Source organism: Variovorax ginsengisoli (genome assembly GCF_030486595.1).
In the GTDB taxonomy this organism is placed as follows: domain Bacteria; phylum Pseudomonadota; class Gammaproteobacteria; order Burkholderiales; family Burkholderiaceae_C; genus Variovorax; species Variovorax ginsengisoli_B.
The window spans coordinates 62,908-81,613 of sequence record NZ_JAUJZH010000002.1; the positions used below are offsets into that span (position 1 = coordinate 62,908).

Genomic DNA, 18,706 nt, shown 5'->3' on the forward strand with positions numbered 1-18,706 from the left:
GCGCAGTCGAGTGCCGCGGCCGTACATCCCTCGCCACGCACCAGGAGCCCGCCATGGAACAGACCCTTTCCCCCGCCCTTCCCGCCACGCTGTACCCGCCGTCCGAGGCCACCGTGCAACGCGCCCGGATCTCCGGCCGCGCCGCCTACGACCGGCTGGTCGCCGAGGCCGAAGCCGACCCCGACGCGTACTGGGGCCGCCTGGCGCGCGAGCTGATCGCCTGGAAGCAGCCCTTCACGCAGGTGCTCGACCAGCGCCGGGCGCCCTTCTTCGAATGGTTCGCCGACGGCACGCTCAACGCGTCGTACAACTGCCTGGACCGCCAGGTCGAGAACGGCCTGGGCGAGAAGACCGCGATCGTCTTCGAGGCCGACGACGGCGCCGTCACGCGGATCAGCTACCAGGACCTGCTGGCGCGCGTCTGCCGCACAGCCAATGTGCTGAAGTCGCTGGGCGTCGGCCGCGGCGACCGGGTCGTGATCTACATGGCGATGTCGATCGACGGCGTGGTCGCGATGCAGGCCTGCGCGCGCATCGGCGCCATCCATTCGGTGGTCTTCGGCGGCTTCTCGGCGCAATCCCTGCGCGACCGCATCGCCGACACCGGGGCCGTGATGGTGCTCACCGCCGACCAGCAGGTGCGCGGCGGCAAGCAGCTGCCGCTGAAGGCGATCGTCGACGAGGCGCTGGTCCTCGGCGGCTGCGACAGCGTGCGCCATGTGCTCGTCACGCGGCGCACCGGCGGCGCCGTGCCGTTCCAGGCACCGCGCGACCAGTGGATGGCCGATCTCGCGGCCGCGCAGCCCCCGACGTGCGAGCCCGAATGGGTGAACGCCGAGCATCCGCTCTTCCTCTTGTACACCTCGGGCTCGACCGGCAAGCCCAAGGGCGTGCAGCACGCCACCGGCGGCTACCTGCTGCATGCGGCGCTGACCTGCCAGTGGACCTTCGACCTCGGCCCCGAGGACGTCTTCTGGTGCACGGCCGACATCGGCTGGGTCACCGGCCACACCTACATCGCCTACGGCCCGCTGGCGATCGGCGCGACCCAGGTGGTGTTCGAGGGCGTGCCCACCTACCCCGATGCCGGCCGCTTCTGGAAGATGATCCAGGACCACAAGGTCAGCGTGTTCTACACCGCGCCGACCGCGATCCGCTCGCTGATCAAGATGGCCGAGGGCAACGACGCGGTGCACCCGCGCCACTACGACCTGTCGAGCCTGCGCATCCTCGGATCGGTCGGCGAGCCGATCAACCCGGCGGCCTGGGAGTGGTACCACCGCCACGTGGGCGGCGGCCGCTGCCCGGTGCTCGACACCTTCTGGCAGACCGAGACCGGCGGCCACATGATCACGCCGCTGCCGGGTGTCACGCCGCTGGTGCCGGGCTCCTGCACCCTGCCGTTCCCGGGCATCGACGCGGCCGTGGTGGACGAGGCCGGCAACGAGCTGCCCTGGGGCCAGGGCGGCATCCTGGTCGTGCGCAAGCCCTGGCCGTCGATGATCCGCACCATCTGGAACGACCCGGAGCGCTTCAAGGCCAGCTACTACCCCGAGGAGTTCCAGGGCCGCTACTACCTGGCCGGCGACGGCGCGATACGCGACAAGACGACCGGCTACTTCACCATCACCGGGCGCATCGACGACGTGCTCAACGTCAGCGGCCATCGGATGGGCACGATGGAGATCGAATCCGCCCTGGTGGCGATGACCGACCTGGTGGCCGAGGCCGCGGTGGTGGGACGGCCCGACGACACCACGGGCGAGGCGGTGTGCGCCTTCGTGGTGCTGAAGCGGCCGCTGCCCAGCGGCGACGAGGCCCGGCGCATCGCCGACCAGCTGCGCAACTGGGTCGGCAAGGAGATCGGCCCGATCGCCAAGCCGCGCGACATCCGCTTCGGCGACAACCTGCCGAAGACCCGCAGCGGCAAGATCATGCGCCGGCTGCTGCGCACGCTGGCCAAGGGCGAAGCGGTGACACAGGACGTGAGCACGCTCGAAAACCCCGCCGTGCTCGAGCAGCTCGGCCAGCCCTATTGAGCAGGCAGGTACATCGTCGCCTCGACCTCGACCAGCACCTCGTCCCCGGGCAGGAAGCGCGACACCTCGACCACCGTGCTGACCGGCGGCTGGCCCGGGTAGAACAGGCCGCGCACCCGGTTGTAGGGCGCGTAGTCGGGCAGGCGCCGGAAGTACTGCACCAGCTTCACGACGTCGTCCATCGTGCCGCCGTGCTCGGTCGCGATCTGGCGGATGCGCTCGAGCACGAACCAGCTCTGGGCCACGATCGGCGCCTCGAACACGTCGACCGACATCTGGCCGGTGGCGTAGCCGAGCGTTCGCAGGGCGGCGCGCGCCGCGTCGGGGATGTCGTCGTAGCCGGCCACCGCGCGGCGGGTCGACGGGTCGACCGCGACCACGCCGCTCATGAAGACGAAATCCCCGACGCGTTTCGCGGCGGCGTAGTTGGCCATCGGCTTGCCCATGCTCATGGGATGTTCTCCAGGGTACGGCCCGCGCGGATGACGGTGCGGAGTCGGCCATGCGGGTCCAGCAGTTCGTATTCGTCGGTGGCCGCCAGCAGCACCAGGTCGGCCGGGCACCCCGGCGCGATGCGCCCGTCCCAGGGCAGGCCCAAGGCGCGGGCCGGGCTCACGGTGATGGCGTCGAGCCAGTCGGCGGCCGGCGCCAGGTGCGCCATCTGCACGCCGAGGCCGAAGGTCTCGACCAGGTCGTAGCCGCCATAGGGATAGAAGGCGTCCTGCACGTTGTCGGTGGCGAGGCTTGGCCGCAGGCCGTGCGCCGCGGCTTCGCGCAGCCGCGTGATGCCGCGCTGAACCGGCGTGCGGTCCCAGGCGCCCTGCAGGTAGAGGTTGGTGCTCGGCAAGGCGATCAGGTGGATGCCTGCCTGGGCGCACAGCGCGAGCGTGTCGTTGGCGGCGGCGTCGTCCTGCACCGACAGCGAGCAAGCATGGCCGCAGGCGACGCGCCCCTGCAGGCCGCGTGCGATCGTGAGCTGGGCGATGGTGCGCAGGCCGGTCGCTTCGACATCGAGGCCTTCGTCGACGTGGAAGTCCAGCGTCAGTCGATGCTGCTGCGCGAGGTCGAAAACCCGCCCCAGCTTGTGGACGATGCCGTCGTTGCGATACACGAAGGCGCCGAGCACCCCGTCCGCCCGTCGCACCGCCTGCGCGATGCGTTCGCCCGCGTCGGCCTCGGCGAACAGGTCGAGCGGCACCAGCGCGACGAACTGCAGCTCGATGCGGCCACGCCATTCGTCGCGCAGCTGCTCCAACACAGCGAGCGACACCGGCGCCTCGACGCTGCCCCAGTCGAGATGGGTGCGCAGGGCCCGGGTGCCGGCGCGCCAGGCTTCGTCCAGCGCCCGCAGCATGCGGGTGCGCAGCGACTGCGCCGTCCAGCGCGCGCGATGCGCCGCCATGCGCTCGATCGCCGCGAACAGGTTGCCTTCGGCCGCGCCGGCCTCGCGCACCGTGTAGTTCTTGTCGATGTGGGCATGTGCATCGACCATCGCGCTCAATAAGGTGCCGCGCGCCGGCTGGCGGGACGGCACGATGGCCTCGACCTGCGCGCCGGAGAGCGTGACATCGAACACCTCGGCTTCGCCCGCCTGAAACCCCCGCAGGCGCGCCGGGATGCGAACGGCTTCCAGCCTCGAGGGCGCCGTCATCCGCGCGCCGCGCGCGGCAGGCCGCGCAGCCAGCCGAGCCCGGCCGAGGTTCCATCGGCCACGGCGCCGCGGCGCGGCCGGTACTCGCAGCCGACCCAGCCTTGCCAGCCGCATTGCGCCGACACCTCGTCGATGACCTCGAACAGGTAAGGATGATTCAGCTCGCCGATGTCGGGCTCGTTGCGATCGGGCACGCCGGCGATCTGGAAATGGCCGACCCGGCCGGTCGGCAGGTACTTCCGGATCTTCATGGCCACGTCGCCCTCGACGATCTGGCAGTGGTAGAGGTCCATCTGGACCTGCACGTTGAGCGCGCCCACCGCCTCGACGAGCTCGTGCGCGTGGTCCTGCCGGTTCAGGAAGAAGCGCGGGATGTCGCGCGTGTTGATCGGCTCTATCAGCACGTCGCGACCGGCCTTGGCCGCCTCGACGGCAGCCCAGCGCAGGTTCTCGAGGTAGGTCGGCTGCACGGTCTCGCGCTCGACGCCCTCGGGCACCAGCCCGGCCATGACGTGGATGCGCGGGCAGTCGAGCGCCGCCGCGTAGTCGATCGCCTTCAGGATGCCGTCGCGGAACTCGGCCTCGCGCCCGGGCAGGCAGGCCAGGCCGCGCTCGCCGCGCTCCCAGTCGCCGGGCGGGCCGTTGAACAGCACCTGCTTCAGACCGTTGGCGGCCAGCCGCGAGGCCAGCTCCCGCGCTTCGTAGGCATAGGGGAACAGGTACTCCACGGCGGCGAAGCCATCCTTGGCGGCGGCCTCGAAGCGGTCGAGGAAATCGAGCTCCGGATAGAGCATGGAAAGGTTGGCGGCGAAGCGTGGCATGGTTCGATGATAGGGACGGTCAGTGGGACGGCGGCAGTTCGATGCCCGGGAAGATCTTGATCACCGCGCTGTCGTCTTCCTTCGCGAAGCCGGCGGTCGAGGCCTGCATGAACATCTGGTGCGCGGTCGAGGCCAGCGGCAGCGGGAACTTGCTGGCACGCGCCGTGTCGAGCACCAGCCCGAGGTCCTTGACGAAGATGTCGACCGCCGACAGCGGCGTGTAGTCGCCGGCCAGCACGTGGGCCATGCGGTTCTCGAACATCCAGCTGTTGCCGGCGCTGTGGGTGATGACCTCGTACAGCGCGTCCGGGGCCACGCCTTCGCGCAGGCCCAGGGCCATCGCCTCCGCCGCCGCCGCGATGTGCACCCCGGCCAGCAGCTGGTTGATGATCTTGACCTTGCTGCCCGCGCCGGCGCGGTCGCCGAGCCGGTAGACCTTGCCGGCCATGGCGTCGAGCACCGCGTCGGCGCGCGCGTAGGCCTCGGGCCGGGCCGCGCTCATCACGGTCATCTGGCCGCTCGCCGCCTTGGCGGCGCCGCCCGAGATCGGCGCGTCGATGTAGAGGATGCCCAGCGCGCCCAGCCGCTCCTCGAGCGCCATCGACCAGTTGGGGTCGACCGTCGAGCACATCACGAACACGCTGCCGGGTTTCATCGAGGCGGCGGCGCCGCCCTCGCCGAACAGCACCTCCTCGGTCTGCGCGGCGTTGACCACGACCGAGATCACGACCTCGCAGCGGTGCGCGACCTGTGCCGGCGTGGCCCAGGCGACGCCGCCGGCCTCGGCGAAGCGCACCGCCGCGCCGGGACGCGCGTCGCACACGTGCATCTCGTAGCCGCGGTCGCGCAAGGTGGCGGCAATGCCAGCGCCCATGGCGCCCAGGCCGATGAGTCCTGCTCTGTTCATGAGGTGTCCTAGATGGGTTCGCGCAACGCGCGCGCCATCATAGGCGCCCTCCCCGGCCGCTTCAACGCGATCCGAGCGCGTGCCGGGCCGCGCGCACGATGCTCTGCGCATCGACGCCGAAGAACTGCCGCAGGGCCGCGCGGGTGTCGCTGCGGCCGAAGCCGTCGGTGCCGAGCGTGAGGAAGCGCCGGCCCTGGGGCAGGAAGGCGCGGACGCTCTCGGGCACGCTGCGCACGTAGTCGGTCGCGGCGATGATCGGCCCGCTGCCGCCCGCCAGCTGCCGCGCGATGAACGGCGCGCCCGGCTCGGCCTCGCCCGCCAGCGCGCGTTGTTCGCAGACCCGCCCGTCGCGCGCGAGCTCGCTCCAGCTCGTGACACTGAACACCTCGGCGGCAATGCCCTCTTCGGCCAGCATCTGCGCCGCCTTGACGACTTCGGTGAGGATCGCGCCGGAACCGAGCAGCGTGACCTTCGCCTCGGTGGATGCCGGCTGCGCGCCCTTCCATCCATCGAAGCGATAGCAGCCGCGCAGCACATCGGCTTCCGCGCCGGCCGGCAAGTCGGGCTGGGCGTAGTTTTCGTTCATCAGGGTGACGTAGTAGAAGACGTCCTTCTGCTCGACCATCATCTCGCGGATGCCGGCATCGACGATCACCGCCATCTCGCCCGCGAAGGCCGGGTCGTAGGCCTTGCAGTTCGGGATGGTGGCGGCAATGAGATGGCTCGATCCGTCCTGGTGCTGCAAGCCTTCGCCGCCGAGCGTGGTGCGCCCGGAGGTGGCGCCGAGCAGGAAGCCGCGCGGCCGCTGGTCGGCGGCGGCCCAGATCTGGTCGCCGACGCGCTGGAAGCCGAACATCGAGTAGTAGATGTAGAAGGGCAGCATCGCCAGCCCGTGCACGCTGTAGCTGGTGGCGGCGGCGGTCCAGCTGGCGATGGCGCCGGCCTCGCTGATGCCTTCCTCGAGGATCTGGCCGTCGGTCGCCTCGCGGTACGACAGCACCGAGCCGATGTCTTCCGGCGCATAGCGCTGGCCCACGCTCGAATAGATGCCGACCTGCTTGAACAGGTTGGCCATGCCGAAGGTGCGCGCCTCGTCGGCCACGATCGGCACCACGCGCGGGCCGAGCACCTTGTCCTTCATGAGGTTGCCCAGCATGCGCACGAAGGCCATGGTGGTGCTCATCTCCTTGCCGGCGGCCGCGACCGCGAACTGCGCATAGGCCCCGATGTCGGGCTTGGCGACGGTGTCGCAGTCGGTGACGCGGCGCGGCATGCTGCCGCCGAGCGCGGCCCGCTTGGCCAGCAGGTAGCGCATCTCGGCGCTGTCGTCGGCCGGCTTGTAGAAGGCGGCGGTGGTGGCCTGTTCGTCGGTCAGCGGCAGCTTGAAGCGGTCGCGGAAGGCGATCAGGTCGGTGTCGTCGAACTTCTTCTGCGAGTGCGTCGTCATCTTGCCCTGGCCGGCGCTGCCCATGCCGTAGCCCTTCTTGGTGTGGGCCAGGATCACGGTCGGCCGGCCGCGGTGCGCGGCCGCCGCGGCATAGGCGGCGTGGATCTTCACCAGGTCGTGGCCGCCGCGCTTCAGGTGGTCGATCTGCTCGTCGGTCATGCCCTCGGCGAGCCGCGCCAGTTCCGGGTCCTGGCCGAAGAAGGTGTCGCGGTTGTAGCGGCCGTCCTTGGCGGCGAAGGTCTGCATCTGGCCGTCGACCGTGTTCGAGAAGGCCCGCACCAGCGCGCCCGTGAGGTCGCGGGCGAACAGGCCGTCCCAGTCGCTGCCCCAGACCAGCTTGATGACGTTCCAGCCGGCGCCGGCGAACAGCTTCTCGAGTTCGTCGATGATGCGGCCGTTGCCGCGCACCGGGCCGTCCAGGCGCTGCAGGTTGCAGTTGACCACCCAGACCAGGTTGTCGAGCCTCTCGCGGGCGGCGAGCGTCAGCGCGCTCATCGATTCGGGCTCGTCCATCTCGCCGTCGCCGAACACGCCCCAGACTTTCCGCCCCTCGCAATCCAGCAGGTTGCGGTGCGTGAGGTAGCGCATGAAGCGCGCGTGGTAGATCGAGCTGATCGGCCCGATGCCCATCGAGCCGGTCGGAAACTGCCAGAAGTCCGGCATCAGGTACGGGTGCGGGTAGCTGCTGAGGCCGCGTGCGCCCTGGCCTTCGGTGAACGCGGGCGCGGTGAGCTCCTGCCGGTAGTGGCGCAGGTCCTCTTCGCCGAGCCGGCCTTCGAGGAAGGCGCGCGCATACACGCCCGGTGCGCTGTGCGGCTGGAAGAACACGAGGTCGCCACGGTGGGCATCCGTGCGTGCATGGAAGAAATGATTGAAGCCGGTCTCGAACAGGTCCGCCGCGCTGGCGTAGCTGGCGATGTGGCCGCCGAGCTCGCCGTAGGCCTGGTTGGCGCGCACCACCATCGCGAGCGCATTCCAGCGCATCAGCGAGGCCAGCCGCTCCTCCATCGCGAGGTCGCCGGGGAACGCCGGCTGGGCGTCGACCGCGATGGAGTTGACGTAGGGCGTCGACAGGTCCGGCTCCCAGCCGATGCGCTGGGCCCGCGCCAGCCGTGCGAGTTCGTCCAGCATCCAGCGCGCCCGCTCCGGCCCGTGGGCGTCGGCCAGGGCGACGAAGGCGGCCCGCCACTCGGCGGTTTCGACGGGATCGGGATCGTGCAGGGGCATGTCGATCAGGGCGCGCAAGGGGTCGAAGGGGATCGGGGCGTTCATGAACCGCAATCTAGGCCGTTCGCGATGGCATGGGGTGCCGATTCCGTGCCTTTCCGGCCCAGTCCACCGCATAGAATTCTGCATTTTTGCCGCTTGGCAGCATTTCATGCAACTGGACACGATCGACCTGCGCATTCTCGACGAGCTGCAGCGCGACGGCGGCCTGTCCAACGTCGAACTGGCGCGCCGCATCCACCTGTCGCCCTCGCCCTGCCTGGCGCGGGTGAAGGCGCTCGAGGCCGGCGGCGTGATCCAGCGCTACGTGGCCCTGGTCAACGCGGGCGCGCTGGGCCTCGGCCTCAACGTCTTCATCTCGATCAGCCTGAAGACACAAAGCAAGCAGTCGCTGGCCGATTTCGAGCAGCGCATCGCGGAGCACGACGAGGTGATGGAGTGCTACCTCATGACCGGCGACAGCGACTACCTGATCCGGGTCGCCGTGGCCGATATCGCGGCGCTGGAGAAGTTCATCCTCGAACAGCTGACGCCGATCGCCGGCATCGAGAAGATCCGCTCGAGCTTCGCGCTCAAGCAGGTGCGCTACAAGACCGCGCTGCCGCTGCCCCGGCCGCAGGAGCCCGTGCGCGCTCACTGATAATCCGTGCTCGTGCAGGCCCGTGTGACAGCAAGGACGGCGGTTTGGTGGATATCTCTTTCGATCTCATGTTCGGGGCCCTGACGCTGGTCGTGGCGGGCGCCGCCCTCCTCATCGCACCCCGGGAGCGGCGGCTCGAGTTCCTGATGCACATCGCGATGGTCACCGCGCTCACGATCTTCGTGGTGAAGATGAACGCCTGACTATTTCGGCCAGAGCGCCCAGAGCCGCAGGGGCTGGTTGACCCGCGCAGCGACCCGGCCCGCATCGGCGCCGGTGCCGGCGAAATAGTCGGCTCGCACCGCGCCGACGATGGCGCTGCCGGTGTCCTGCGCGACCACCAGCTTGGCCAGCGGCACGGCCGGCCCCGGCGAGGCGAGCCAGACCGGCGTGCCGTACGGGATGCTGTCCCGGTCGACCGCGATCGAGCGGCCGGCCGTGAGCGGCACGCCCTGCGCGCCCACCGGCCCCGAGGCCGCGTCGACTTCATTGAGCGGCTCCTCGCGGAAGAACACGTAGCGGGGATTGCTCCACAGCAGCTGCGACACGCGCTGAGGGTTCTGCGCCACCCACTGCTTGGTGTCGTCCGGCCACAGGCTGACCTTGGTCGCTCCCTGGCTCGACAGCCATTGCTGGACGCTGCGATAGGGTTGCTCGTTGGTGGCCGCGAAGGCCACGCGCACCATGCGCTGCGAACCGTCGGCCTCGGTGATGCGCAGCCGACCCGAGCCCTGGATGTGCAGCATCAGCGCGTCGATGGGATCGGCCAGCCAGGCGATCTCGCGGCCGCGCAGCGCGGCCTGGGCCTGCGGCAGCGTGTCGATCTCCTGGCGGGTGTACCAGGGGCGCTTGGGGACCAGGCCCGCCGGCGCCTGGTAGAGCGGCACCGTGTGGGTCGCCGTCGGCCGCCGCGTGGCATCGAAGACCGGCTCGTAGTAGCTGGTGAGCTTGCCTTCGCTCGGGCCCGCAAGCGACTCGATGCGAAACGGCTGCAGCCGCTGCATCATCCATTCGCGCTGCTGGTCCGGCTCGGCCAGCGCGAGCTGGCGCACCTCGCGGCACAGCGGCGCGATGGCGGCGTTGGGCCGCGCGCAGTTGCTGACCATCGCGACCCAGCCTTCGTGCAGGGCGTCCTCGTTGAAGCCGGGCAGCTCGGACCACGGCACCGGCGTCCAGCGGCTCTTGGGATGGGTGAGCGAGCCGGTCAGGGGACCGAGATCGCGTGGCGGGGCCGCGCTCGGCGTCGCCGTCGGCGTCTCGGGCTGTCGTGTGCTGAAGCTGCAGCCCGCGAGCGTTGCTACGATCGCAAGTCCCGCCAGCCACCGGAGTCCTTTGTTCATGGGTCTGATTTTGCTTGAAGCCCTCGCGGCCGCGATCGCGCTGGTGCTGATCGTCTGGTGGACCATGTTCTCGGGCCGCAAGGGCGGCGAGCTGGACGACCGCGACGATGCCGGCGAGCCCCCAAAAAGGGATTGAATCGCGGTAGTCCGGCGCCGCACACGACTGTGGGTCAGTGCGCCGAATGCTACCAAAAACATAGCATTAGAGCCAGATACGACAAGGGTTTAGAGCGATCCCATCGCCGATGACCGTTACATGCCGACACGGCCGGGTCACCGAATTTGCGCGAATCGCTCCGGATAATGGTTCTTCCTTGTATTGCATCCCCAGAAGGACCGACATGAAAAAACTCGTACTCGCCACCTCCGCCGCCGCCCTCGTTCTCGCAGGTTGCGCCGGAACCGGCATGACCGACACCCAGCGCAACACCGGCATCGGTGCCGGCGTCGGCGCACTGGCGGGCGCGGCGATCGGCTCGGCAACCGGCGGCCGTGCGGGCACCGGCGCCGCGGTGGGTGCGCTCGCCGGTGCGGCCGGCGGCTACCTGTGGTCGCAGCGCATGGAGAACCAGAAGAAGCAGATGGAAGCCGCCACCCGGGGCACCGGCGTGGCCGTCACCCAGACCGCCAGCAACGAGCTCAAGCTGGCGATCCCGAGCGACATCTCCTTCGACGTCGGCCGCGCGGCGATCAAGCCCAACTTCTCGCCGGTGCTCGACCAGTTCGCCAGCGGCCTGCGCAACAACCCGAACGCCGAGGTGCGCATCATCGGCCACACCGACAGCACCGGCACCGATGCCATCAACAACCCGCTGTCGATCGAACGCGCCGCGAGCACGCGCGACTACCTGGTGGCGCGCGGCGTGCCGGCCGGCGCGATCCGCACCGAAGGCCGCGGCTCGCGCGAGCCGGTCGCCGACAACAACACCGAAGCCGGCCGGGCGCAGAACCGCCGCGTCGAGATCTTCGTCGGCGAACGTTCGCAGGGCTGATAGGGTTCAGACCCCACGCAGGAGGTTGGCGAGTTCGACCGCCGACTTGACCTCCATCTTCTCGAACACGCGCGCGCGGTGGACCTCCACCGTGCGCACGCTGATCGCCAACTGATCGGCGATCAGCTTGTTCGGCAGGCCCTCGACCACGCAGCGCATCACGTCGCGCTCGCGCTCCGTCAGCTCGTCGATGCGGCGCTTGAGGAGCTGGCGCGTGCGCCTGGCCTCGACCGCGCGCAGCGACGCCCCGAGCGCGTGCTCGATGCGGTCGACCAGCGCGTTGTCCGAGAACGGCTTCTCGCAGAAATCGAAGGCGCCGCGCTTGACCGCATCGACCGCGGTCGGCACGTCGGCATGGCCGGTCAGGAAGATCACCGGCATGGCGTCGAGCAGGCCGCGCTCGGCCAGGCGGTCAAACAGTACCAGCCCGCTGGTGCCCGGCATGCGCACGTCGAGCAGCAGGCAATGCGGATGGTCGGTCAGCGGCTCCTCGGCCAGGCGGGCCTCGAAGGCTTCGGCGCTGGCGAATTGCTCGCTCACCAGGCGCCGCGATCGCAGCAGCCAGGCCAGGGCCTCGCGCACGCTGGCGTCGTCGTCGACGATGAAGATCAGGGCATCGATCAGGGGTTGCATGGCGTGAAGTGTCAGCTGGCGGTGGCCAGGGTGAATCGGAAGACGGTGCCGCGCGGGCGCTGCGGTTCGTGCATCAGCACGCCGCCGTGCTGCTCGACCACGGTGCGGCACAGGCTCAGGCCCAGGCCCATGCCGTCGGCCCGCGTCGTGAAGAAGGGCGTGAAAAGGCGCGACGCTACTTCGGCGCTGATGCCGCAGCCGAGGTCGGCGACCGAAAATTCAAGCCAGCGGCGCGCGTCCGGGCCCGGACTGCCGCTGGCGCGAACGACCCGCAGGCGCAGCACGCGCTCGCTCAGTTCGGGCATGTCCATCGCCTGCATGCCGTTGCGCGCCAGGTTCAGCAGCACCTGCTCGACCAGCGTGCGGTCGCAGACCACGGCCGGCAGGTTGTCCTCCAGGGCCAGCTCCACGCGCACGCCGAGCTTGCGCGCCTGCAGCCGCACCAGCGGCAGCACCGCGTCGACCAGCGCCTGGGGCGTCACCGACTCGCGCGTGCGGTCGCGCCGGCGCACGAAGTCGTGCACGCTGCGGATCACCTGGCCGGCGCGATCGGCCTGCTCGGCGATCCGGCGCACCGCCATCGCGACCTCCTGCCGGTCGCCGTCTTGCGGCGACCCGTCCGCCCCTAGCAGGTTGAGCGAGCCGCTGGCGTAGCTGGCGATCGCGGCCAGCGGCTGCGTCAGTTCGTGGCTCAGCAGCGAGGCCATCTCGCCCACGGTGGCCAGCCGGGCGCTGGCCTGCAGCCGTTCCTGGCTGGCGCGCGAGAGCTCCTCCACGCGGCGTTGCTCGCTGATGTCGATGAAGGCGCTCATCCAGCCCGACTGCGAGCCTTGCGCATTGATCAGCGGGGCCTCGAAGATCAGCACCGGGAAGCGGCTGCCGTCCTTGCGCATGAAGACCGACTCGAAACCCTCGCGCGGCGGCGTCGCGCCCGCCAGCCGCACCGCCTGCCGGCGCTGGTACTCGTGCGCCAGCTCGGTCGGCCAGTAGGGCACCTCGACGTCGCTGCGCATCAGTTCCTCGGCGCTGAACCCCACCATCTCGCAGAAGGCCGGGTTGACGTAGGTGATGCGGCCCTGCAGGTCGCGCGCGCGCAGGCCGGTGATGACCGAATCCTCCATCGCCTTGCGGAAGGCCAGCGCATCGCCGAGATCGCGCTCGGCCCGCAGGCGCCGCCGGGTGTCGCGCGCCAGCAGCACCAGCACCGACACCAGCGCGATCGAGATCGCCGTGACCAGCGCGGTCAGCATGTTGGGGAACAGGTCCGGCACGGCGCGCCAGCCGTCGATGCGCAGCATCAGGGTGACGCCCGGCAGGTCGATCAGCTGCTGCGAGGTGAAGACCCGCGTGCCGATGCGCCGCGGCGCGCCGATCGCCACCAGCCGGGTGCCGTCGGACTCGGTGAAGGCGACTTCCTGGCCGCGGCTGAGCATCGGCGCCAGCAGTTCGGTGAGCGTATCGCGCAGCGAGTAGGCCGCAACCAGGTAGCCGCCGCCCTCGACCGGAACGCACAGCTCCAGCACCTCGAGGCCGCCGCTGCCCTGCACCGAGGCCACGTAGTGGCTCGGCGAATAGGCCGCCGATCCCAGCTTGCGCGCGGTCGAGCAGGCCTGCTCGACGTCGATCTGCTCGGGGCCGCGCTCGTTGTCGCCGAACACCTTGCGTCGATAGGGCGAATCGACCGCGCCGAGCGGGCGCAGCGCCGGGTCGCGCCATTCGAGACGCAGCCACTCGCGGTGATCGCGCAGCAAGGCCGAGGCCCGGCCCTCCCACTGCTCGCGGTCGACCCCGCCGGCCAGCGAGGCGCGCAAGGTCTGGACGTTGCGCTGCAGGCCGTCGCGCAGGTCGGCCACCGCGTCGGCCGTGTCGCGGTCCAGCACGGTCTGGGTCTGCTCGACCTCGTGCCGGCCGGCCAGCCAGACCACGGTGACCAGCAGCGCCAGCACCAGAATCGCCAGCAGCACCCAGAGGAACCAGCGGCGCCAGAACGAGCGCAGGAAGCGCAGCCGCGCGAAGGCGGGACGCAGGACGCGGGCGGCGGGCAGGGAAGGCGCGGACACTGCGGCTTCAGATGACGCCGTGGGCCAGCGCCGGGAGCTGGGCGCGCGCGGCCTCGAGCTGCGCGGCATCGACATCGAACAGCACCACGGCCTCGCCCTCGGCGTGCTGGGCCGCCACCGTGCCCCAGGGGTCGACCACCATCGACTGGCCCCAGGTCTGGCGGCCGTTCTCGTGCGTGCCGCCTTGCGCCGGCGCCACCACCCAGGCCAGGTTCTCGATCGCCCGGGCCCGCAGCAGCACCTCCCAGTGGGCGGCGCCGGTGGTTCGCGTGAAGGCGCTGGGCACCAGCAGCAGCTCGGCCCCCTGGCGGGCCAGCGCCCGGTAGAGCTCCGGAAACCGCAAGTCATAGCAGACGCTCATGCCGATGCGCCAGGAGTGGCCGTCGCGCGAGGGCAGGTCGAAGCACACCGGCTGGGTGCCCGGTGCGATCACGCGGCGTTCGTCGTAGCGCTCGCGGCCATTGTCGAAAAAGAACAGGTGGATCTTGTCGTAGCGCGCAACGCGCTCGCCGTCCGGCGCGTAGACCAGCGAGCTGTTGAAGACATGCTGGTCGTCGTCGGTCTCGATCGGCAAGGTGCCGCCGACGATCCAAAGCCCGAACTCGCGCGCCGCATCGGCCAGGAAGCTCTGCACCGTGCCGGCCCCCGCGGTCTCGCGCAGCGCCAGCTTGTCGGTGTCGCGGCGGCCCATCATGCAGAAATACTCGGGCAGCACGGCCAGTTCGGCGCCGGCGGCGGCGGCTTCGGCCAGCAGGTCGTGGGCGCGTGCCAGGTTGGCCTCGCGGGCGATGGCCGACACCATCTGGATGGCTGCGACTTTCATGGCTGTGGTCTCCTTCTTCTTGCTAGCGCGGTGCCGGCGGCTCGGCCAGCGCCTCGGGCGTCGTGCGCCGCGGCACGCGGGTGATCTTCGGGTCGGTCCAGGTGCCGTCGATCTGGAACTCCTGCGTGGCCGCCGCGATGAGCGGCCGGCTCAGCACCATCTGCGCCAGGAAGGTGCCGAGTCCGATCGCCGGATTGATCGCGGTCGCCACCAGCGCCGCGGTGCCGGCGCTGATCTCGGGCACCACCACGACCCGGATGCTCTGCGTCTCGCGCGCGATGTCGGCCGAGCCGTCCATCAGCACAGCGGCGTTGACGCCCTTCATCTGCAGGTTGTTGGTGGAGGCCACGCCGTTGGCGATCTTGGCATCGCCGCGCAGGAAGTCGAAGGCAAAGCCGGCGCTGAAGATGTCGCGGAAATCGAGCGTGAGGCGCCGCGGCAAGGCCTGCAGGCTCAGCACGCCGAGCAGCTTGGCGATGCCCGGGTCGGCCTTCAGGAACTGGCCCGATTCGACGTCGATCTGCAGTTGCCCGCCGAGGCTCGGGTAGTCGATCGAGAACGGCGAGCCGGTCCAGTTGACCTGGCCCTCGAGCCGGCCGCGGCCGCGCCGCACCACGTCCTTCATGCCGAAGCGGTTCAACAACCCGCCGGCGTCCGCGATCTCGAGCTTGAAATCCATCGCGGTGCGGCGCTGGTCGCGCCCTGCGCTGGCGCCGGGCGGCGCGGCCCAGCTGCCGTGGGCGTTGAAGGTGGCGTCCGGATTGCTGAGGGTCAGCTTGTTGAGCATCCATTCGCGGCCGGCACCGCCGCGGTTCACGGCATCGATCTCGGCCCGGCCGAGGCGGCGGCCGAAGAGCTCGAAGTCGTCGACCACGATGTCGAGCGCCGGCAGGGTGCTCGGCTGCTCGTCGAGCAGGGACTCGACCGCCGTGGCTTCGCTGCGCGCGATCTTGAGCCGGGCCAGGCGCGCATACAGGCGCCCCGCCTGTGCATGGCGGTACTCGGCATAGCCGCTGAGCTCGACCGCGTCGACATTGGCGCGCCAGAGCTGGCCGTCGCGCGTGCCGCCGAGCACCACGTCGTGCAGCGTACGGCCGCCGAACACCAGCTCCTGGGCCCGCAGCGCGATGGTCGTCGGCAGGTAGGCCAGCGCGTCGTCGCCGCTGTCGACATTCGCCACGGCTTCGGGTGCCTTGCCGGTGGCCGCACTGAACAGCGCCTGCCAGGCACCGAGGTCGAGCCGCTCGAAACGCATGTTGGCGGCGACGCCGCGCTCCGGCGGCGGCGCCGATTCGCCGGCCGCGAGGCCGATGCCGATGGCGCCGCGCAGCACCCGCGCCTCGCGGCCCGAGACGTCGCGCACATAGCTGGCCGAGCCGACCTTGCCCAGCTCGAGCGAGATCTGGTCGTGCAGCTGCGGCGCGGCGCCGGCCCCGCGGGTCTCGCGCAGCACGATCTTCTTCTCGACCCGCAGCGGCATGGCGTCCTGGGCCTCCTTGGCCATTGGCGCAGGCAACTGGAGCCCCAGGCCCTGCAGGCTGCTGGTGAGCAGGAACTCGGGCGTGCCTTCACGCACCGAGAAGCTGGCCGTATAAGGCGCGCTGCCGGTCGCGTTCCTGGCCAGGCGGGCCAGCCAGTCGATCTCGCGCGCCGCCCGCAGGCCTTCGGCGCTGGCCGTGCCCTGGACGCGCAGCTCCAGCTCCTGCTTGCCGGTGAAGCGGCCGCTGCCGTCGATGCGCATGGCGCCACCGAGGCCGCGCGCCTGCACGCCGGCGAGCAAGAACCCGCCTTCGGTGAAATTGAGCGTGCCGCGCGCCTGCGTCAGCGCCGGAGCGCCGGAGGCCAGCTGCAGCTCGTTGTCGGCGAGCGCGATGGCGGCCTGCACCTTGGTCTTGTCCATCGCCTCGAGCGGCAGCTCGAGCCGCAGCTTGTAGTCGGCATTGCCGGTCGCGCGCATGTCCGCCAGCGTCGGGGCGGCCTCGCCGGCGAGCGGTCCGCCGACCCGCAGCACCTCGCCCAGCGGCCCCTTGGCCTGCACATCGAGCTTGAGTACCGGCGCATGGTGCGACATGTCGGCAATCTGCGCCTCGGCCTTCGTGACCTCGACGGCCTGGGCCGCCGCCAGTCGCCCGCGCGCATTGCGCACCAGCATGCCGGCCCGCTCGAACACCAGCTCGCCCGACAGGCCGCTCAGCGCGGGCCAGACCACGGTCGCGCCCGGCGCCGGCGGCACATAGGCGTAGCTGACATCCGCGACCTTCGCGGCGATGCGGAAATCGCCCTGCTTCGGGTCAATGAAGGGCATGTCCCAGAGGTCGCCACGGACCTTGAAGTCGACCGCGCTGGCTTTGCCCTTGGTGACCGCGTCGCGCACGTAGTCGCGGGTGGCCTTCGGGATGTGCAGCGGCAGGTAGCGCCAGACACGGGTGCCGTCGGCGCGCGTGAGCTTGCCCTGCAGGTCGAGCACTCCCGGATAGCGATCGGCGCTGTGCGAGACGGCCGGGTCGCTGGTGCGCCAGCTGGCCTGGGCCTCGCCTTCGGCATCGACGTTGGCGAAACGCAGGTTCGACATCTGTACCTGCACCGCGCCGCGATCGAGCTTCCACTGCAGCTGGGTCGACAGCCGATCGATCGGCACCACGGGCTCCTCGAACACGCCCGGCAGGTCGAGCGCGCCACTGGCGATCGACAGCGTGGCGCTGCCGCCGGCCTGGCTGGCGTCGAAATCGACCGTGGCGCCGCTGACGCCGGGCCTGCCGACCGGCGCGTGCGGCGCCGTGGCGGACGTGCCCGCCGCCCCCGCCGGCGTCGCCGGCGCGGGGACCGGCACGCCGGGCTGAGACGCCACGCTGAAGCCGCTCATGCGGCCCTTCAGCTGGTAGCCGGAGGGTTCGCCGGCGGGGCCCTGCCAGCTGGCCTCGATGTGCTCGACCATGCCACGCGGCTGGTAGGTCTCGAGCTGCTTGCGGAACGCCTCGCCCAAGGGCAGCCGGTCGGCGATCAGCGCCAGCGCCGCGAGGTCGAGCCGGTCGGCCCGCAGGGCGGTGCGCTCCGCCGTGCGTCCCTTGGCGTCCGCGTGCTGGAACCACAGGTTGCCGCCGGGCCAGCGCATGCGGTCCGCGGTGTCGAACTGCAGCCGGGTGGTCGCGAACTCGAGCGTGCCGTCGCCGCGCTTGCCGGTCAGGCGGCCGGTGACGTCGCGCAACACCAGCGGCTCGCGCGCCTTGCCGAGCGACACGTCGATGCGGCTCAGTCCCAGATCGGCCACGCCGCCCGTGATCTCGCCGTCATTGACGTCGGCCCAGAGGCGCAGGCCGCCGGTACCCTGGTGGATCCGGGCGTCGAGGTCGACATAGCCGTCGAGCCGGGTGATGTCGAGGTAGGGAAGGTCGGCATAGAGCTGGCCGTCCCAGGTGCGCCAGTTGCCGCTGCGCACCGACAGCAGCGGCTGTCGGAACTGGCCGCGCAGCGTGAAGCGCTCGCCCCAGCCGGCGGGCGGGGTGGCGTCCAGGCGCATGGCGTGGCGGCGCGCCCCGTTGCGGGCCACGAACTGCACATCGGACAGCAGCAGTGGCGCGGTCTGGCGCCGCTCGTCGGTCCAGCGCACGGTGCCGCCCTGCACGACCAGTTCGCGCTGGGCGAAGAACCAGTCGGCGCCATCGCCGCCGCCGCTGGTGTCGTTCGACATGTGGAGCCCGGCGACGTGGATCTTGCCGAGCGCATCGCGCCGGACGTCGACCTGCGGCCGCTCGATGTAGAGCTGTTCGAAGCTGAGGTTCCAGAGCGAGCGCGGCGACACGCTGGCCACCACCCGCTCGAGCCGCAGCGCCTCCTGGCTGCGCTCGTCCATGAGCACCACGTCTCGCAGCTCGACGGCCGGAAAAAGGCCGCCCGACCGGGCGCTGATCGCGCCGATGCGCACGGGCACGCCGATGGCCCGTGTGGCCTGCGCCTCGAGTGCGCCACGGTAGTTTCCGATTCGCGGCACAATCCAGAGATGTAGGACAACGACTGACAGCGCAAGCAGGAGCCATGCACCGATCAGCAAACCCAACAACGAGCGCGCCGTCGCAGCGGTGATCTTGAGCAGACGTGAAGGGGAAGACGTCGTGTCGTTCATTGAGGA

General features: G+C 70.6%; 15 protein-coding genes. 5 read left to right on the forward strand and 10 right to left on the reverse strand.

What is annotated here, in order from left to right; all coding sequences use genetic code 11:
* The first annotated feature begins 53 nt into the window (after positions 1–53).
* Positions 54–2,039 carry an acetate--CoA ligase gene (acs, locus tag QZH52_RS02880; protein ID WP_301803513.1) on the forward strand — a complete coding sequence of 662 codons (1,986 nt, stop codon included), beginning with the start codon at positions 54–56 and terminating at the stop codon, positions 2,037–2,039.
* On the opposite strand, the gene QZH52_RS02885 is transcribed toward acs, so the two are convergent.
* The 5 genes from QZH52_RS02885 to mdeB all read right to left on the reverse strand — a co-directional run bounded on the left by QZH52_RS02885 (position 2,033) and on the right by mdeB (position 8,137).
* Complete coding sequence (locus QZH52_RS02885) at positions 2,033–2,491, reverse strand: RidA family protein (RefSeq protein WP_301803514.1); 459 nt, start codon at positions 2,489–2,491, stop codon at positions 2,033–2,035. The two genes, acs and QZH52_RS02885, sit on opposite strands and share 7 nt — an antisense overlap.
* Entirely contained in the window at positions 2,488–3,690 is a 1,203-nt protein-coding gene (locus QZH52_RS02890) for an amidohydrolase family protein (RefSeq protein WP_301803515.1), read from the reverse strand. The genes QZH52_RS02885 and QZH52_RS02890 overlap by 4 nt, the downstream gene beginning before the upstream one ends.
* A complete protein-coding gene (otnI, locus tag QZH52_RS02895) occupies positions 3,687–4,511 on the reverse strand; it encodes a 2-oxo-tetronate isomerase (protein ID WP_286533416.1) in 825 nt (274 codons plus the stop codon). The genes QZH52_RS02890 and otnI overlap by 4 nt, the downstream gene beginning before the upstream one ends.
* Positions 4,512–4,530: 19 nt before the next feature.
* Positions 4,531–5,418 carry an L-threonate dehydrogenase gene (ltnD, locus tag QZH52_RS02900; RefSeq protein ID WP_286533415.1) on the reverse strand — a complete coding sequence of 296 codons (888 nt, stop codon included), beginning with the start codon at positions 5,416–5,418 and terminating at the stop codon, positions 4,531–4,533.
* 61 nt (positions 5,419–5,479) lie between these two features.
* Positions 5,480–8,137, reverse strand: coding sequence for an alpha-ketoglutarate dehydrogenase (gene mdeB, locus QZH52_RS02905; RefSeq protein WP_301803519.1), 2,658 nt, complete (start codon positions 8,135–8,137; stop codon positions 5,480–5,482).
* 106 nt (positions 8,138–8,243) lie between these two features.
* Between mdeB and QZH52_RS02910 the strand changes: the two genes are divergently transcribed.
* Together QZH52_RS02910 and QZH52_RS02915 are read left to right on the forward strand one after the other, a co-directional pair.
* A complete protein-coding gene (locus tag QZH52_RS02910; protein ID WP_286509673.1) occupies positions 8,244–8,732 on the forward strand; it encodes an Lrp/AsnC family transcriptional regulator in 489 nt (162 codons plus the stop codon).
* 47 nt (positions 8,733–8,779) lie between these two features.
* Positions 8,780–8,935: a hypothetical protein gene (locus QZH52_RS02915; protein WP_286519775.1), complete on the forward strand. Its 156-nt coding sequence runs from the start codon at positions 8,780–8,782 to the stop codon at positions 8,933–8,935.
* On the opposite strand, the gene mltA is transcribed toward QZH52_RS02915, so the two are convergent.
* Positions 8,936–10,072 (reverse strand): murein transglycosylase A, encoded by a 1,137-nt coding sequence (gene mltA / locus QZH52_RS02920; protein ID WP_301803522.1) that lies wholly within the window; start codon positions 10,070–10,072, stop codon positions 8,936–8,938. It lies immediately after the preceding gene.
* Between mltA and QZH52_RS02925 the strand changes: the two genes are divergently transcribed.
* Positions 10,071–10,208: a hypothetical protein gene (locus QZH52_RS02925; RefSeq protein WP_301803523.1), complete on the forward strand. Its 138-nt coding sequence runs from the start codon at positions 10,071–10,073 to the stop codon at positions 10,206–10,208. The two genes, mltA and QZH52_RS02925, sit on opposite strands and share 2 nt — an antisense overlap.
* Before the next feature lie 205 nt (positions 10,209–10,413).
* The gene (locus QZH52_RS02930; protein ID WP_301803524.1) at positions 10,414–11,064 is read left to right on the forward strand and encodes a YiaD family glycine zipper/OmpA-like lipoprotein; all 651 of its coding nucleotides are present in this window, start codon (positions 10,414–10,416) and stop codon (positions 11,062–11,064) included.
* Between the two features lie 6 nt (positions 11,065–11,070).
* Here the strand turns inward: QZH52_RS02930 and QZH52_RS02935 are convergent, their stop codons facing one another.
* From QZH52_RS02935 to QZH52_RS02950, 4 genes are read right to left on the reverse strand one after another with little or no spacing between them, the layout of a single operon-like run.
* Entirely contained in the window at positions 11,071–11,697 is a 627-nt protein-coding gene (locus tag QZH52_RS02935; protein ID WP_286509668.1) for a response regulator transcription factor, read from the reverse strand.
* A gap of 11 nt (positions 11,698–11,708) precedes the next feature.
* Positions 11,709–13,826 carry a two-component system sensor histidine kinase NtrB gene (locus QZH52_RS02940; protein ID WP_301803527.1) on the reverse strand — a complete coding sequence of 706 codons (2,118 nt, stop codon included), beginning with the start codon at positions 13,824–13,826 and terminating at the stop codon, positions 11,709–11,711.
* Entirely contained in the window at positions 13,765–14,580 is an 816-nt protein-coding gene (locus QZH52_RS02945) for a carbon-nitrogen hydrolase family protein (RefSeq protein WP_301803529.1), read from the reverse strand. Before QZH52_RS02945 ends, QZH52_RS02940 begins: the two co-directional genes overlap by 62 nt.
* Before the next feature lie 22 nt (positions 14,581–14,602).
* A complete protein-coding gene (locus QZH52_RS02950) occupies positions 14,603–18,700 on the reverse strand; it encodes a YhdP family protein (RefSeq protein ID WP_436411526.1) in 4,098 nt (1,365 codons plus the stop codon).
* Positions 18,701–18,706: the final 6 nt, after the last annotated feature.

Excerpts from the sequence above, each read along its gene's own strand:
- QZH52_RS02935 (WP_286509668.1), bottom strand. The coding sequence starts at position 11,697 with ATGCAACCCCTGATCGATGCCCTGATCTTCATCGTCGACGACGACGCC.
- QZH52_RS02940 (WP_301803527.1), bottom strand. The coding sequence starts at position 13,826 with ATGCCGCGCAGCTCGAGGCCGCGCGCGCCCAGCTCCCGGCGCTGGCCC.
- QZH52_RS02925 (WP_301803523.1), top strand. The coding sequence starts at position 10,071 with ATGGGTCTGATTTTGCTTGAAGCCCTCGCGGCCGCGATCGCGCTGGTG.
- QZH52_RS02945 (WP_301803529.1), bottom strand. The coding sequence starts at position 14,580 with ATGAAAGTCGCAGCCATCCAGATGGTGTCGGCCATCGCCCGCGAGGCC.
- acs (WP_301803513.1), top strand. The coding sequence starts at position 54 with ATGGAACAGACCCTTTCCCCCGCCCTTCCCGCCACGCTGTACCCGCCG.
- QZH52_RS02890 (WP_301803515.1), bottom strand. The coding sequence starts at position 3,690 with ATGACGGCGCCCTCGAGGCTGGAAGCCGTTCGCATCCCGGCGCGCCTG.
- otnI (WP_286533416.1), bottom strand. The coding sequence starts at position 4,511 with ATGCCACGCTTCGCCGCCAACCTTTCCATGCTCTATCCGGAGCTCGAT.
- QZH52_RS02885 (WP_301803514.1), bottom strand. The coding sequence starts at position 2,491 with ATGAGCATGGGCAAGCCGATGGCCAACTACGCCGCCGCGAAACGCGTC.
- QZH52_RS02910 (WP_286509673.1), top strand. The coding sequence starts at position 8,244 with ATGCAACTGGACACGATCGACCTGCGCATTCTCGACGAGCTGCAGCGC.
- mltA (WP_301803522.1), bottom strand. The coding sequence starts at position 10,072 with ATGAACAAAGGACTCCGGTGGCTGGCGGGACTTGCGATCGTAGCAACG.
- ltnD (WP_286533415.1), bottom strand. The coding sequence starts at position 5,418 with ATGAACAGAGCAGGACTCATCGGCCTGGGCGCCATGGGCGCTGGCATT.
- QZH52_RS02950 (WP_436411526.1), bottom strand. The coding sequence starts at position 18,700 with ATGAACGACACGACGTCTTCCCCTTCACGTCTGCTCAAGATCACCGCT.
- mdeB (WP_301803519.1), bottom strand. The coding sequence starts at position 8,137 with ATGAACGCCCCGATCCCCTTCGACCCCTTGCGCGCCCTGATCGACATG.
- QZH52_RS02930 (WP_301803524.1), top strand. The coding sequence starts at position 10,414 with ATGAAAAAACTCGTACTCGCCACCTCCGCCGCCGCCCTCGTTCTCGCA.